The organism is Comamonas sp. 17RB (genome assembly GCF_030056555.1).
GTDB classification, from domain to species: domain Bacteria; phylum Pseudomonadota; class Gammaproteobacteria; order Burkholderiales; family Burkholderiaceae_C; genus Comamonas; species Comamonas terrigena.
Map to the genome: position 1 here is coordinate 1 of NZ_JASHHY010000006.1, position 13,574 is coordinate 13,574.

General features: G+C 67.9%; 15 protein-coding genes and 1 pseudogene. 4 read left to right on the plus strand and 12 right to left on the minus strand.

Annotated features, from left to right (window positions below; genetic code table 11):
- Nucleotides 1–131 precede the first annotated feature (131 nt).
- Nucleotides 132–677 (plus strand): annotated as a pseudogene (locus QM470_RS11615) (LysR substrate-binding domain-containing protein); the annotation flags it as partial.
- 5 nt (nt 678–682) lie between these two features.
- Here the strand turns inward: QM470_RS11615 and QM470_RS11620 are convergent.
- The 4 genes from QM470_RS11620 to QM470_RS11635 all read right to left on the minus strand — a co-directional run bounded on the left by QM470_RS11620 (nt 683) and on the right by QM470_RS11635 (nt 3,556).
- On the minus strand, nt 683–1,138 hold the full coding sequence (locus tag QM470_RS11620; protein ID WP_283339388.1) for a MaoC family dehydratase: 456 nt from the start codon (nt 1,136–1,138) through the stop codon (nt 683–685).
- Between the two features lie 84 nt (nt 1,139–1,222).
- Nucleotides 1,223–1,909 (minus strand): amino acid ABC transporter permease, encoded by a 687-nt coding sequence (locus QM470_RS11625; protein WP_283339390.1) that lies wholly within the window; start codon nt 1,907–1,909, stop codon nt 1,223–1,225.
- Nucleotides 1,906–2,661: an amino acid ABC transporter permease gene (locus QM470_RS11630; protein WP_283339391.1), complete on the minus strand. Its 756-nt coding sequence runs from the start codon at nt 2,659–2,661 to the stop codon at nt 1,906–1,908. Before QM470_RS11630 ends, QM470_RS11625 begins: the two co-directional genes overlap by 4 nt.
- Nucleotides 2,662–2,731: 70 nt before the next feature.
- On the minus strand, nt 2,732–3,556 hold the full coding sequence (locus QM470_RS11635) for an ABC transporter substrate-binding protein (RefSeq protein ID WP_283339392.1): 825 nt from the start codon (nt 3,554–3,556) through the stop codon (nt 2,732–2,734).
- Between the two features lie 216 nt (nt 3,557–3,772).
- Between QM470_RS11635 and QM470_RS11640 the strand changes: the two genes are divergently transcribed.
- A complete protein-coding gene (locus QM470_RS11640) occupies nt 3,773–4,123 on the plus strand; it encodes a hypothetical protein (RefSeq protein ID WP_283339393.1) in 351 nt (116 codons plus the stop codon).
- Between the two features lie 13 nt (nt 4,124–4,136).
- Here QM470_RS11640 and panC read toward each other — a convergent pair whose 3' ends face one another.
- Nucleotides 4,137–4,985 carry a pantoate--beta-alanine ligase gene (gene panC, locus QM470_RS11645; RefSeq protein ID WP_283339394.1) on the minus strand — a complete coding sequence of 283 codons (849 nt, stop codon included), beginning with the start codon at nt 4,983–4,985 and terminating at the stop codon, nt 4,137–4,139.
- A gap of 39 nt (nt 4,986–5,024) precedes the next feature.
- Nucleotides 5,025–5,900, minus strand: a complete 876-nt coding sequence (panB, locus tag QM470_RS11650) for a 3-methyl-2-oxobutanoate hydroxymethyltransferase (RefSeq protein ID WP_283339395.1) — start codon at nt 5,898–5,900, stop codon at nt 5,025–5,027.
- Nucleotides 5,901–6,222: 322 nt separating this feature from the next.
- Between panB and QM470_RS11655 the strand changes: the two genes are divergently transcribed.
- Nucleotides 6,223–6,900, plus strand: coding sequence for a Crp/Fnr family transcriptional regulator (locus QM470_RS11655; RefSeq protein WP_283339396.1), 678 nt, complete (start codon nt 6,223–6,225; stop codon nt 6,898–6,900).
- Nucleotides 6,901–7,050: 150 nt separating this feature from the next.
- Entirely contained in the window at nt 7,051–7,362 is a 312-nt protein-coding gene (locus QM470_RS11660) for a hypothetical protein (protein WP_283339397.1), read from the plus strand.
- 387 nt (nt 7,363–7,749) lie between these two features.
- Here the strand turns inward: QM470_RS11660 and QM470_RS11665 are convergent, their stop codons facing one another.
- The 6 genes from QM470_RS11665 to bioB form a co-directional block, all read right to left on the minus strand.
- Nucleotides 7,750–8,421 carry a tRNA-uridine aminocarboxypropyltransferase gene (locus tag QM470_RS11665; RefSeq protein WP_283339398.1) on the minus strand — a complete coding sequence of 224 codons (672 nt, stop codon included), beginning with the start codon at nt 8,419–8,421 and terminating at the stop codon, nt 7,750–7,752.
- A 175-nt stretch (nt 8,422–8,596) separates the two neighbouring features.
- Nucleotides 8,597–8,956, minus strand: a complete 360-nt coding sequence (locus QM470_RS11670) for a 5-carboxymethyl-2-hydroxymuconate Delta-isomerase (RefSeq protein ID WP_066539401.1) — start codon at nt 8,954–8,956, stop codon at nt 8,597–8,599.
- A 141-nt stretch (nt 8,957–9,097) separates the two neighbouring features.
- Nucleotides 9,098–10,327, minus strand: a complete 1,230-nt coding sequence (bioF, locus tag QM470_RS11675; protein ID WP_283339400.1) for an 8-amino-7-oxononanoate synthase — start codon at nt 10,325–10,327, stop codon at nt 9,098–9,100.
- Nucleotides 10,324–11,007, minus strand: a complete 684-nt coding sequence (gene bioD / locus QM470_RS11680; protein ID WP_283339401.1) for a dethiobiotin synthase — start codon at nt 11,005–11,007, stop codon at nt 10,324–10,326. Before bioD ends, bioF begins: the two co-directional genes overlap by 4 nt.
- Nucleotides 11,004–12,347, minus strand: a complete 1,344-nt coding sequence (gene bioA, locus QM470_RS11685; RefSeq protein ID WP_283339402.1) for an adenosylmethionine--8-amino-7-oxononanoate transaminase — start codon at nt 12,345–12,347, stop codon at nt 11,004–11,006. The genes bioD and bioA overlap by 4 nt, the downstream gene beginning before the upstream one ends.
- Nucleotides 12,348–12,498: 151 nt before the next feature.
- Complete coding sequence (gene bioB / locus QM470_RS11690) at nt 12,499–13,506, minus strand: biotin synthase BioB (protein WP_283339568.1); 1,008 nt, start codon at nt 13,504–13,506, stop codon at nt 12,499–12,501.
- Nucleotides 13,507–13,574 lie beyond the last annotated feature (68 nt).

A 13,574-nucleotide genomic window follows, 5' to 3' on the forward strand; every position in this document is an offset into this window, starting at 1 on the left:
ATTTTTTTAATGATCCGCCCCCCACGTATTTTTAATTGTTTTTTGGGGGGGGCGCTCTGTTTTTTTTTTATTAAGGCAGGGCCGGGGGGCGGCGGCCGGCGCCGGGCCCCCCCGGCCCCCCCCCCCCCCCCCCGGTGCCGGTGAGCATTACCACCCAGGAAGGGCCGCTGCTGCAGGAATGGATGGCCGCACAGCGTTTTGACCTGGGTCTGGCCGAGCTGGCCGACGCCCCTCCCGGCACGCGCAGCCTGCCGCTGCCGGCGCTGGACGAGGTGGCGGTGCTGCCCGCTACCCACCCGCTGGCGCAGCAGCCGGTGCTGGCAGCACAGGACTTTGCCGGCCAGCCCTTCATCAGCCTGGCACGGGACGATCCGTACCGCCAGCAGATCGATGCGGTGTTTGCCCAGGCCGGTGTGGAGCGCCAGCTGGGGCTGGAGACGGCCAGCGCGGTCTCGGTCTGCGCGCTGGTGCAGCAGGGGCTGGGCGTGGCCATCGTCAATCCCTATACCGCCCAGGCCTGTGCCGGGCCGCAGCTGGTGGTGCGCCCGCTGGCCTTTGCCATTCCCTACCAGGTGCATGTGCTGCTGCCGCTGCACCGCCCGGCCGAGCCTGCGGTGGACGCGCTGGTGGCTGCCTTGCAGCACACGGCGCAGGCGCTGCAGCCATCCGCCGGTTGAACGCCTCAGACGGTAGGGCGCTTGAAGGCCAGCATCTTGGGGCGAAAACGCTGCAGCACTTCGCCGCGCTGGTTCTTGGTCTGGCACAGCACGCGGAGCATGGCGCGGTTGGGCTTGGACTGGGAGGGGATGATCTCCACGATCTCGGATTCCACATGCAGCCGGTCGCCGGGCCGTGTGGGCTGGGGCCAGGCCAGCTCTTCCATGCCGCCGCCGATCACGCCGTCCGCCAGCGGAATGCTCTCGGTCACTAGGCGCATGCTGACCGATGCCGTGTGCCAGCCGCTGGCCGCCAGACCCTGGAAGAAGGTGTACTTGGCGGCTTCGGGGTCGAGGTGAAAGACCTGCGGGTCGAACTGCCGGGCATAGGCAATGATCTGGGCTTCGTCCAGCAGGTGCTCACCGCTGACAAAGGTCTGGCCCACGTACAAATCGTCCAGGTACAGCTTCTTTTCCGGCATGTCGCTCTCCTTGTGGTGAATGCCGGCCAGTATGCAAGGCCGGGCGTGACGGCCCTGTAGCGCAGGCAGCAGCGCGGGCGCCAATCAGGCGCGCTGCGCTGGCTGCTGCCGTCCGATGGCCCAGCTCAGCAGATGGAGCAGCGAGCACAGCAGCCAGTACACACCGCCCACGAACACAAACACCTCGGCCGGGTTCACCATCAGCCGCGCGTTCACCTGGGTGGAGAGAAACGACAGTTCGCCCACGCCGACGATATAGGCCAGCGAGCTGTCCTTGATCAGCGTGATCCACTGGTTGACCAACGACGGCAGCATGGCCGTCAGTGCCTGCGGCAGCACCAGCCAGCGCAGGACCTGCCAGCGGCCCATGCCCAGCGCCCGGCCTGCGTCCCACTGGCCCTGGGGCACGGCATGGATGCCCGCCGCCACGGCGTGGGCCAGATAGGCACCGCCGATCAGCGACAGGGCGCACACCACAGACACCGTGCCCGGCACATCCATGCCGAACAGCATGGGCAGCAGAAAGTAGATCCAGAAGATCAGCATGAGCACGGGAATGGCGCGCAGAAAGCCCAGCACGGTGTGCAAGAGCGTGGCCCACGGCCCGCTGCCCATGGCCAGTGCAATGCCCAGCACCAGCCCCAGCACGGCCGAGGCCAGGCCGGAGGTGGCGCTCAGGATCAAGGTCAGCAGCGCACCGCCGGGCGGTCCTTCGGGGAAGGTGCCTACCAGCAGGTAGAGCCAGTCGTCGGCCAGTGCTGCCAGGTTCATGTGCGCCCCACGGGCAGCCGGCCCCAGCGGCGCCGGCGCTGCACCTGCCGGCTCAGCAGTTCCAGGCCGATGATGAGCACGATGTAGAGCACGGTGCTGATGCCATAGACCTGGAAGGATTGAAAGGTCTCGGCCTCTGCCTGGCGTGCGCGGTAGGACAGCTCCACCAGGCCGATCGTCATGCCCAGCGAGGTGTTCTTGGTGATGTTCATGTACTGCCCGCACAGCGGCGAGACCACATGGGCCAGCGCCTGCGGCAGCACGATATGGCGCAGCGACTGCCAGCGCGTCATGCCCAGGCTCAGGGCCGCCTGAAGCTGGCTGCGCGGCACGTTGGCTATGCCCGCGCGGATTTCCTCGCCCACATAGGCCGTGGAATACAGCACCAGGCCCAGGGCGGCGGACAGGAACTCCAGCGACGGCCAGGCCAGATGCCAGCCGCCCAGGGCCAGCACATGCGGCGTGTTCAGCCAGCCCATCCAGCCCGCAGGCAGCAGGCTGGGAACGCCGAAATACCAGAAAAACAGCTGTACCAGCAGCGGTGTGTTGCGAAACACCGAGAGGTAGACGCCGGCCGCAGTGCGCAGCGCCGGCGCTGCGGCATCACGGGCCATGGCAAACAGCACGCCCAGCAGGGTGGACAGGGCAATCACCAGCAGCGAGGTGCCCATGGTGACCGACCAGCCGCTGAGCAGCCACTGCCAGTACTTGAGGGCCAGCACCGCGTCCGGCCAGGGGAGAACAGGGGTCATGGGAAAGCAGCCAGGGCCGCGCACCGGTCGGCGCGCCGCCCTTGGCGAAAAGCGGCACGGATGCGGTGGCTTAGACCTTGTCGCCGATCTTGAAAGTGCGCACCAGCGGCGTGTTGCTCTTAGGGCCGAACCAGGCGTCGTAAATCTTGCCGGCCTGGCCATTGCCTTCCAGTTCCTTGAGCGTGGTGTTGACCCAGTCGGTCAGCGCGGTCTCTCCCTTGGGAATGCCCACGCCGATGAAGTCGTTCGAGATGGTGAACGCAGGCACTTCCCACTTGGCGCGTTCCTGGGCGTCCTTGATGGTGCCCAACAAGCCCACCAGCTTGGGACCATCCTGTGCCAGTGCCTGCACATTGCCGTTGCGCAAGGCGGTGAAGGCAAACGGCGTGTCGTCGAAAGCGACCAGGGTGGCCTGCGGATACTTTTCGCGCAGCACGATCTCGTTGGTCGTGCCCTTGTCCACGGCAATGCGCAGGCTGCCGAGCTGGTCGGCCGAGGCCAGTGTGCCCTTGGGAGCGAGGAACTGTGTGCCCGACGAGAAATACGGCACGCTGAAGTTCACCTGCTTGGCACGCTCTTCGGTGATGGTGAAGTTGGCCAGCACCAGATCCACCTTGCCGGACACCAGCAGCGGCACGCGGTTGGCAGGATTGGTGGGCACCAGCTGCAGCTTCACACCCAGGCGCTTGGCAAATTCTTCGGCGTAGTCCACGTCCAGGCCCACGATCTTGCGGGTCTTGGCGTCGACAAAGCCGAACGGGGGGTTGCCATCAAAGGCGGCCACGCGCAGCACGCCGGCCTTCTTGATGTCCTGCAGGCGGTCGGCCCAGACAGAGCCGGTTGTCAGCAGCGCGGCGCCTGCAGCGGCGGCGGTGATCCACTTCTTGAATTGCATAAAACGAACATCCTTCCATGGCGGAAAAAGCGGTGCGGGCCGCACCTGGTCCAGCCATTGTGGAAATGCCGCCTGCAGGGCAGAAGAAACAAATTTCGCCTTGCTTATCTGAAAAGCTTTCTTGCCCCCGCCACGGGCATGCCATGGGGCCGTGCAGCCTCTATGCTCACGGCCATGCAATGGGTATTTGAAGATTCAGAAGTCGCCGCGTGCAGCGTGAGTGCAGGCACCGCCGCACTGCTGACCGTGCGTTTTTCCGCTGCGCGGGTGTACGCGGAGGAGGGGGGCAAGACCGGCAGCGGCGAAGGCCTGTGGCTGCCGATGCGCTTGGTCTGTACGCTGTCCGGGCCCCTGCCGCCCGTGCAAGCGCTTTTCGGGAAGCTGGAGGCCGGGCGTGTGCTGCTGGAGGGGCAATGCCTGTCGGCCTTGCCCGTGCCCTGTGCATTGCAGCAGCCCCTGGTGCTGGAGCTGGACTTTGCCAGCGGTGCGCAGCTGCGCGTGGTCGCCCATGGGCTGGAAGTCCTGCCGGAGGCCCCGCACTGCGCCACCGGGGCGTTCCAGTGCTGAGACCTGCCGCGGTTCAGAACTCGAGGTTGTCGATCAGCCGGGTGCTGCCCAGTTTGGCGGCGCCCAGTGTCACCAGCGGGGCCGTGGCTAGGTCGGTGGCACCGGGAATTTGCAGGTTGCTGCGCAGGCGCACCGTCAGGTAGTCGGGCTCCCAGCCCAGGGCCTGCAGCTGGCCGATGGCCTGGGTTTCCAGGTCTGCCAGTGGAATGCGGCCCGTGCGGGCCGCCTGCGCCAGGGTCTTCAGTGCCTGGGATAGGGCCATGGCCTGCTGCAGCTGTTCGGCATTCAGGTAGCCGTTGCGGGAACTGAGTGCCAGGCCGCTGTCGGCACGGGCGGTATCGCCTGCGATGATGGTGATGGGCAGGGCAAACTGCTGGACCATGCGCTGGATCACCATCAGTTGTTGGTAGTCCTTCTTGCCGAAGATGGCCGCGCCGCCGCCAGTGGTGGCAAACACGGCGGAAAACAGCTTCATCACCACGGTGCACACGCCGGTAAAGAAACCGGGGCGGAAATGCCCTTCCAGCATGTCGGCCAGCGTGGGGTCGGGCTGCACCTTGAAAGTCTGGGCTTCGGGGTAGAGATCGGCTTCGCGCGGCGCAAACAGCAGGTCGCAGTGGGCGGCCTGCAGCTTGCTGCAGTCCGAATCCCAGGTGCGCGGGTAGCTGTCGAAATCTTCATGCGGCAGAAACTGCAGGCGGTTGACGAAGATGCTGGCCACGGTCACATCGCCATGCTGGCGTGCGCTGCGCACCAGGGACAGATGGCCCTCGTGCAGATTGCCCATGGTGGGAACGAAAGCGGGGCGGCCGCGGCCCGCCAGGGCGGAGCGCAGGTCGGCGATGGTATGGACGATGTGCATGGTGTCGGAAAACGGGACGGAAACGGGAGAAGCCTGGGCTTACCAGGCGTGCAGCTGGTTGTCGGGAAAGCTGCCATCCTTGACTGCCTGGACATAGGCCGCCATGGCGCCCTTGACGTTGCCGGCCTCCTGCATGAAGTTGTGCACGAACTTGGGCATCTTGCCCAGGTTGACGCCCAGCATGTCGTGCAGCACCAGTACCTGTCCGGCTGTGCCGTTGCCAGCGCCTATGCCGATGGTGTGGCAGTGGGTCAGCGCCTGCGTCAGCTCGGCGGCCAGGGCTGCGGGCACCATCTCCAGCACCAGCATGGCGGCGCCGGCATCCTGCAGTTCGCGGGCCTGGCGGCGCAGCGTGGCGGCGGCCACATCGTCCTTGCCCTGCACGCGGTAGCCCCCCAGGGCGTGGACGGTCTGGGGTGTCAGCCCCAGGTGGGCACAGACGGGAATGCCGCGCTCCACCAGAAACTGCACCGTGGGCGCGGTCCAGCCGCCACCTTCGAGCTTGACCATGTGTGCGCCGGCCTGCATCAGAGCGCTGGCGCTGCGCAGCGCCTGTTCGCGCGATTCCTGGTAGCTGCCATAGGGCAGGTCGGCAATCAGCCAGGCCGTGGCCTGGGCGCGGTGCAGACCGCGCGCCACGCTGGCCGTGTGGTAGCACATATCGTCCAGGCTGACGCCCACGGTGCTGTGCAGGCCCTGGCAGACCATGCCCAGGGAGTCGCCCACCAGAATGCACTCCACACCGGCGGCATCGGCCACGGCGGCGAAGGTGGCGTCATAGGCGGTGAGCATGGTGATCTTTTCGCCGGCCGCACGCATTTGCGCCAGGCGCGGCAGGCTGACGGGGCGGCGCTGGGGCAGCGGGGATGCGGGCGGAATGGTGCCGTAAGGCGTGCCGGTGGTACTTGCGGACATGTTGTCTCCCAGAGGTGTTTTTTGCGTTGGGCCAGTGCAGCAATCTGGCGCGAGTCTAGGGGATGCTGCAATGCAGCGGTAGCCAGTTCACCAGCGCGCCGCCGGGGTTTGTGCCGCAGTAGGCGCTGCAGGGCGCCAAGGGCTGGGCGAGAGCCCGGAAACCGCCGAGGTTTCTGCCTGCAGCGGATCGGTGGCGGCCACGGCACAATGGCCCGTTATGGCCTCCCTTTCTGTTTCTTCGCCACCGCTGCTGCGTTCTGACGATGCAGGGGCAGCGCTTGCGCCGGCACCGGTTCCGGCGTCATGGCAGGCCTTGCAGACCATGCCTTTGCTGGCCCATCTGGGGGAGGCGGATCTGCAGTCCCTGGCCACACGCTTCCGCTGGCGTTTGCTGGAGCCGGGGCAGCCGCTGCCGGATGCCTTCGATGAGGGCCGGCTGAATCTGATCGTGCACGGCCGGCTGTGGGTGCGCTACTACGGCAGCCAGGGGCGCGAGATGATCGTGGGGGACCTGATGCCGGGCCAGTGGTGCGGCAACCACTGGCTGGGAGAATGCTCCCAGCCGCCCAGCGTGCCGCTGGTGGTGGAGGCGGCCGATGCCAGTCTGATTGCCACGCTGGAAGGGCATGAGGTCAAGGCCCTGTTCGACCGGGACCCGGCGGTGATGGAGGGCATGCTATCGGCCCTGCTGCAAGGCATGAACCGCCTGGTCTGGGCGCTGGTGGCCCGGCTGGTGGAAATGGGCACGCTCAGCGTGGGCGGGCGTCTGCATGCGCGCTTGCTGATGCTGGCGGAGCGCGCCGGGGTGCAGAACAACCAGGCCTTGCTGCAACCCGCACCGACCCAGGTCAGCCTGGCGGCCTTGCTGGGCAGCAGCCGCGAAGAAGTGGCGCGCGAGATGTCGCGCCTGACCCGCCTGGGCCTGCTGCAGCGCGAAGGCCGCGGCCTGCGCCTGACCAATGTGGATGGTCTGCGCGTGCTGCTGGAAGACATGCGCTGAGCTGCCAGGGGTCTTTTCGGCTTTTTGCTGCACTGCGTGAGAAAACGCACAGACGGTACCCCGCTCCTGCCCCGACACTGCTTTCCAGGCTGTGCTGCCACTGTCAGCAGCCCGGCAATCTCTGTGAATGTGTCTGGAAAGGACAATGCCATGCGCAAGCAATGGATGGCCGCTGCCGCGGCTGTGATGACCCTGGTGGGCGCTGCCCACGCCGAATCGGCCGTGTCGGCCGACGCCGAAACCCTGCAAAAAGCCCAGGTGCAAGCCGATCTGGAGCTGTGGCACAAGTCGGGCATGAGCTTCATGCCGTCGCCGGCGCAGTTCCCGGACGTGAAGTACACCCCTGAATATCGCAAGTACGAACAGCTGCGCAACGGCCCTGCCTTCCAGGAGACCGTGGCCAAGTACATGGGTTCCGTGCAGACCACGGCCCGCCAAGGCCAGGCCCCGGCCCAGCCCTGAACACCCGGCCAGGGGGTGACGCACCCCTCGGCCCTGGAGGCATGCAAGGCCGCCAGTGCATCTGCGCAATGTGAACCGGGCTGTGTGCGCTGCTCTGGATCACGCGGATGACGTGGTGATTTGCATGGATTGCGCTGCCATCGGCAGCGCTTTTTTTTGGCGGCGCCATCGTGTCTGTGCGCCGGTGCGGCAGAGGTGTCTCTCAGCCGTGCCAACGGCGGCAGCAGAAAGCCCCGCGCCCCCGGGCCTTGGCCTGAACCGGGTCTGGTCGGCAGACCCTGCAGGGGGCGAAAGAGCGCATGCCAGGGAGTGCTGCATGCATTTCCCCGGGATTGCGGGCTGCCCGGCCTCAAGATGCCTCCCCCCTGCATGTTGTGCAGGAGCTGCTTATGGTGTCAGCTGCGCGCGGTAGTGGTCTTGTATGGCGGCCATGGCCTGCAGCAGACCGTCCAGCGTGGAATTGGCGGGCTCGAGCTGGCGCAGTGCCGCACAGCTGGCTTCCAGCGTGGACAACTGGCCTGGCTTGTGCGCCTTGCGGATGGCGTAGCGGCTGGCCGGCAGCTCTCGCAGCGGAAGGCGGGGCAGTTGTTGCAATGCCGGGTTGCGGTACAGCATCTTGCGGCTTTTGCGCCAGGTGCCGTCCAGCACCACCAGGCGCAGCACAGCGCCCTCAGGCAATGCGGTCAGATCGGCCATGTCCCAGGGCGGCGGCTCCAGCAGCGGCAGCGCCGGATCGGGTGGGGAGGGCGGGTAGAGCAACAGCGTCAGCGCCGGAGCCGGCTCTGCCTGTCTGTCGCCCACTGAAGGCCATGCGTCCTGCAGCAGGGCCTGCAGACGGTCTGCAGGCCAGCATTCGCCTTGCTCCATGCGGCTGTGCGGCAGGCACAGGTGCAACAGCCGTGCCGTGCCTTTGGGGTGCTGCACTTCCAGCGGATGCTGCAGCAGCAGCACCTGGGTGGCGTGCGCCACCGTCTGCACGCATGCGCAGATGCAGGCGCTGGCCGGGCGCAGGCAGTCAGGGCACTGCGCACGGCGGGTGGAAGGGGGCGCGGTATTCACGGAACGTGGCGGGTGCCAAGGGAAATGCGGCCGCAGCGGATGCCTGCGCACCTGTCTGGCCGCAGGCGGGGGCGGTGACAGCGCGGTACGCAGCAGGCGTGGTGCAGCCGTTGCGCGCCGTGCACCGGCCGGGTGGTCGGTCGACCCACCCGGGTGCATATGGCTGCCAGGGCGATTACAGGCGGTCCTTGTAGTAGCTGGCCTTGTCCATGTCGGCGATCTCGGCGCTCAGCTGGACCATCACGCCAGCAGGCTGAGGGACTTCGGCGCGCAGCACGGCAGCGATGGCGTCGGACAGCTCCTTCTTCACCTCGGGTGTGCGGCCCGCCAGCAGGCGCAGTTGCACGTGCACAAAGCCGCGTTGCGCAGGGTTGGTGCCGATGCGGAATTGCTGCAACGCGGCAATGCGGGCCTTGACGTCGGCTTCATCGGCGACGGTGGCGTGGCCGCAGACCACAGCGTTGAGCTTTTCCAGCAGGCCTTGTTCGTTCAGGCCGGTCAGGTTGTTGCTGTATTCCACGTACAGGTGGGGCATGGTGTCTCCTCGGGCGGTGTGATGGGAAAAGGCGGCAGACCGGGCATGACCCGGTCTGCCACACTGCCGATTGTCAGGCCAAGTGCGGTCGCCACCGGGAGGCCGGGGCTGAAAGCCGTTCACAGCCGGGTGCAAATCGGCTCACGCCAGGGCGGGTTCTGCGGTGGGCGCCAGCGCTGTCAGGGCAGTGAGCAGCAGTTGCACATCGGCTTCAGTGTGTGCGGCCGACAGGGCGATGCGCAGCCGTGCCGTGCCCGCGGGCACGGTGGGCGGACGGATGGCCGGGACCCACAGACCGCGCTGGCGCAGGCCATCCATCAGCGCCAGGGCCGCGGTATTGCTGCCCACCACCAGCGCCTGGATGGCGGTGTCCGACGGCAGCAGCCGCCAGCCGGTGTGTGCCAGCAGGGGCTGCAGCCCCTGGCGCAGCTGGGCAATGCGGGCCTGCAACTGGGTGCGCAGGCGGGTCTCGTGTTCCATCAACCGCAGGCTGGCCTGCAGCGCCCGCGCCAGCAACGCGGGCGCGGCGGTGGCGAAGGTGTAGCTGCGTGTCTTTTGCAGCAGCCATTCCACAAGAACCTCGCTGCCGGCCACAAAGGCCCCGGAGACCCCGGCCGCCTTGCTCAGCGTGGCCATGTACAGCACCCGGGGGGAGGCTGCGGCACCCGTCAGCCCGGCGGCGGCCAGGCTGCCACGCCCTTGCGGGCCCAGCACGCCCAGGCCGTGGGCGTCGTCCAGCATCAAGAGGGCATCGTAGCGTTCGCACAAGGCCAGCAGGCCGGGAATGTCGGCCACGTTGCCGTCCATGCTGAACACGGCGTCGCTCACCACCAGCTTGCGCCGGCTGGTGCTGCCCGCCAGCAGCGCATCCAGCGCAGCGAGGTCGCCATGCGGATAGCGGTGGATGCTGGCGCGTGACAGTCGGCAGCCGTCGATCAGGCTGGCGTGGTTCAGTGCGTCCGAGAAGATGGCATCGCCCGCGCCCACCAGTGCCGGGATCACGCTGGCATTGGTGGCAAAGCCGGCATAGAAGTACAGCGCCCGCGGCAGCTGCACAAACTGCGCCAGATCGGCTTCCAGTGCAGCATTGGCCGTGCTGTGGCCGTTGACCATGGGCGAGCCGCCGGAGCCCACGCCAAAGTCCCAGGCGCCGGTGCAGGCTGCCTCGGCCAGGGCCGGGTGGCCGGCCAGACCCAGGTAGTCGTTGCTGCAGAACTGCAGCAGGGGCTGGCCGTCCACGCGGATGTGCGCCCCCTGCAGCGGCGCCACGGCGCGGCGCGTGCGCAGCAGGTGCTGGGCGTCCAGCGCGGCCAGTTGCAGGGGGAGTTCGTCCAGCCAAGAACCGGTGGATGGTGCGGTGGTGGGGGTCATTGCCATGCCTGCGGGAGTTGTACGGATGCGGTGCGGGGATCGGGCCGGGCCTGGTGGGGCAGGTCGGCCAGCAGCGGCGCACCCAGGCTGCCCAGTGCACGGCGCAGCGTGGCCAGGTTGTCCTCGGGGGCGAGCATGTGGGGGTCCACGCGGCTGCAGATCCAGCCGGCCAGCGGCAGGCCGCTGGCCCGGATGGCGTCGGCCGTCAGCAGCGCATGGTTCAGGCAGCCCAGTCGCAGGCCGACGACCAGCACCACGGGCAGCTGCAGCGCCACGGCCAGATCGGCAATCGACAGGCTGTCCGACAGTGGTACGCGCCAGCCGCCGGCACCCTCCACCACCACGGCATCGGCCTGGGCGGCCAGCTGGCGGTAGGCGGACAGGATGGGGGGCAGCGTCACCTCCACCCCGGCGCGCTGGGCGGCGATATGGGGCGACAGCGGATCGGCCAGCAGCACCGGGTTGTCCCAGGCGGCGGGCACTGCCAGCGTGGAGGCGGCGCGCAGGGCCAGCGTGTCTTCATTGGCCCAGCCGCCATGGCCGTCGGGTTCGGCCCCCGCGGCCACGGCCTTCATGCCGACCACGCGAGCGTGGTGGCGGCCCAGGGCGTGCAAGAGCGCGCAGCTGGCGAGGGTCTTGCCCACGCCGGTGTCGGTACCGGTCACAAAGCAGCCGATCATGCGGCCTCCGTGCGCAGTCGCAGCGCGGCTTCCTGCTGCAAGCAGTCTTCCAGTGCCGCCAGGGCCGCGCGGCCCAGGTGGGCGATGGCGGGGGCGTCCAGCACATAGGGCGGCATGCAGTACAGCGTGCGGCCGATGGGGCGCAGCAGCAGGCCGTGGCGCAAGGCCGCATGGTGGTAGCGCTGGGCAAAGTCGGGCAAGTCCGTGTCGATGTCCCAGGCCCAGACCATGCCCAGGTGGCGGGCGTGGCGCACGCGGGGGTGGGCGTTCAACGGTGCGAAGGCGGCGCTGATCTGCGCCGCCATGGCCTGGTTGGTGGTCAGCGCATCCCGCTGCGCAAACAGATCCAGTGTGGCGAGGGCAGCGCGGCAGGCCAGCGGGTTGCCGGTGTAGGAGTGGGAATGCAGGAAAGCCCGTGCCGCATCGGTGCCGTAGAACGCCTGGTAGACGGTGTCGGTAGTAAGCACGACCGACAGCGGCAGCGTGCCGCCGGTCAGCCCTTTGGACAGGCAGATGAAGTCCGGCGTGATGCTCGCCTGCTGGTGGGCGAACAGGCTGCCGGTGCGGCCAAAACCGGTGGCGATCTCGTCCACCACCAGATGCACCTGGTAGCGGTCGCACAGCTGGCGGGCCTGGCGCAGGTAGACGGCGTCGTACATCACCATGCCGGCGGCACACTGGATCAGCGGCTCCACGATCAGTGCGGCGGTTTCCTGGTGGTGGGCCTGCAGCCAGTCTTCCAGGGCGGCTGCCGCACGCAGGGCGACGTCGGCAGCGCTTTCCCCTGGCAGGGCGTGGCGTGCATCCGGGCTGGGCACGGTGGCGGACAGGCGGGTCAGCGGGGCATAGGCACTGCGGAAAATCTCCACATCCGTGACGGACAGCGCGCCCACGGTCTCGCCGTGGTAGCCGCCCGCCAGGCCGACAAAGCGGTTCTTTTCGGGCATGCCCAGATTGCGCCAGTAATGAGCGCTCATCTTCAGTGCGATTTCGGTGGCCGAGGCGCCGTCGCTGGCATAGCTGGCGTGGCCCAGTCCGGTGAGGGCGGCCAGGCGTTCGGACAGTTCCACCACCGGCGCGTGGGTGCAGCCGGCCAGCAGGATGTGGTCCAGTCGCTCCAGCTGGTCGGCCAGTGCGGCGCGGATGTGCGGGTGGCCGTGGCCGAACAGGTTGACCCACCAGGAGCTGATGCCATCCAGGTAGCGCCGTCCGTCGGTGTCATACAGCCAGGGGCCGCTGGCGCGGTCAATGGCCAGCGGGGGCGCGGCTTCGTGCCGCTGCATGGGGGTGCAAGGGTGCCAGACAGCCGCCATGCTGCGGCGGGCAAGGGTAGAGGTCATGCGGAACTCCCTGGGCCAGGGCCGCAGCGCGGGGCTGCGGGAGTGGTCCGTGATGGTGGCAAAGAGCGCAGGGCGGCGGGCCGTCCTGCAGGGTATGTGCCGCGGCGGTTACACGGGCCGGGCGCCGCGGCAGCCGATGGCGCGCGGGTTTTCAGGCGGCGGATGTCTGGGTTTGCAGGCCGTGCAGCCCCAGCTTGTGCAGCAGCTGTCGGTCGGCGTCGGCATCGGGGTTGCCGGTGACCAGCAGCTTGTCGCCGTAGAAGATGGAATTGGCGCCGGCCATGAAGCACAGGGTCTGCACCGCCTCGCCCAGTTGCTGGCGACCTGCCGACAGGCGCACGCGGGCCTGGGGCATGGTGATGCGGGCCACGGCAATCACGCGCACGAAATCCAGTGGATCGACGGGCTCGCTGTCGGCCAGTGGGGTGCCAGGCACGCGCACCAGGCTGTTGATGGGGACGGACTCGGGGTAGGGTTCCATGTTCGCCAGCTGGGCAATCAGCCCGGCGCGGTGGACCTCGGTTTCCCCCATGCCGATGATGCCGCCGCAGCACACGCTGATGCCGGCGTTGCGCACGGCGGCCAGGGTGTCCAGCCGGTCCTGGTACTGGCGGGTGCTGACCACGTCCTGGTAGTACTCGGGTGCGGTATCCAGATTGTGGTTGTAGTAATCCAGCCCGGCGTCGTGCAGCGCCTTGGCCTGGTGTGGCTGCAGCATGCCCAGCGTGGCGCAGGTCTGCAGGCCCAGCCCCTTCACGGCGCTGATCAGCACGTTCATTTTTTCGATGTCGCGGTCCTTGGGCGCGCGCCAGGCGGCGCCCATGCAAAAGCGCGTGGCCCCGGCGTCCTGTGCGGCCTTGGCAGCGCGGGTGACTTCTTCCACGCTCATCAGCTTGTCGGCCTGCACGCCGGTATCGAATTCGGCCGACTGTGGGCAGTAGCCGCAGTTTTCGGGACAGCCTCCGGTCTTGACCGAAAGCAGCGTGGCCAGCTCGATCTCACCGGCCGGCCAGTGCTGGCGGTGCACGCTCTGGGCCTGGTGCAGCAGGTCCAGAAAAGGCAGGTCCAGCAGGGCCTGGATGGCGTCCACCGACCAGCGTTGGCCGGTTGTGCCGGCCGCCTGTGCAGCGGGTCGGGTGACGGGCTGGTGCCAGTGCATGGCCTGTGTGGCAGGCGGGGATACAGCGGCAGCAGGGGCGCGGGGGGCAGCGTGGCTGGCGCAGTCCG

What these genes read in the sequence shown, in the direction of transcription:
- QM470_RS11620 (WP_283339388.1), bottom strand. Translation starts at nt 1,138, where the DNA reads ATGCCGGAAAAGAAGCTGTACCTGGACGATTTGTACGTGGGCCAGACC.
- QM470_RS11625 (WP_283339390.1), bottom strand. Translation starts at nt 1,909, where the DNA reads ATGAACCTGGCAGCACTGGCCGACGACTGGCTCTACCTGCTGGTAGGC.
- QM470_RS11630 (WP_283339391.1), bottom strand. Translation starts at nt 2,661, where the DNA reads ATGACCCCTGTTCTCCCCTGGCCGGACGCGGTGCTGGCCCTCAAGTAC.
- QM470_RS11635 (WP_283339392.1), bottom strand. Translation starts at nt 3,556, where the DNA reads ATGCAATTCAAGAAGTGGATCACCGCCGCCGCTGCAGGCGCCGCGCTG.
- panC (WP_283339394.1), bottom strand. Translation starts at nt 4,985, where the DNA reads ATGCACATCGTCCATACCATCGCCGACCTGCGCTCCGCCCTGGCGGGC.
- panB (WP_283339395.1), bottom strand. Translation starts at nt 5,900, where the DNA reads ATGTCCGCAAGTACCACCGGCACGCCTTACGGCACCATTCCGCCCGCA.
- QM470_RS11655 (WP_283339396.1), top strand. Translation starts at nt 6,223, where the DNA reads ATGCCTTTGCTGGCCCATCTGGGGGAGGCGGATCTGCAGTCCCTGGCC.
- QM470_RS11660 (WP_283339397.1), top strand. Translation starts at nt 7,051, where the DNA reads ATGCGCAAGCAATGGATGGCCGCTGCCGCGGCTGTGATGACCCTGGTG.
- QM470_RS11670 (WP_066539401.1), bottom strand. Translation starts at nt 8,956, where the DNA reads ATGCCCCACCTGTACGTGGAATACAGCAACAACCTGACCGGCCTGAAC.
- bioF (WP_283339400.1), bottom strand. Translation starts at nt 10,327, where the DNA reads ATGACCCCCACCACCGCACCATCCACCGGTTCTTGGCTGGACGAACTC.
- bioD (WP_283339401.1), bottom strand. Translation starts at nt 11,007, where the DNA reads ATGATCGGCTGCTTTGTGACCGGTACCGACACCGGCGTGGGCAAGACC.
- bioA (WP_283339402.1), bottom strand. Translation starts at nt 12,347, where the DNA reads ATGACCTCTACCCTTGCCCGCCGCAGCATGGCGGCTGTCTGGCACCCT.
- bioB (WP_283339568.1), bottom strand. Translation starts at nt 13,506, where the DNA reads ATGCACTGGCACCAGCCCGTCACCCGACCCGCTGCACAGGCGGCCGGC.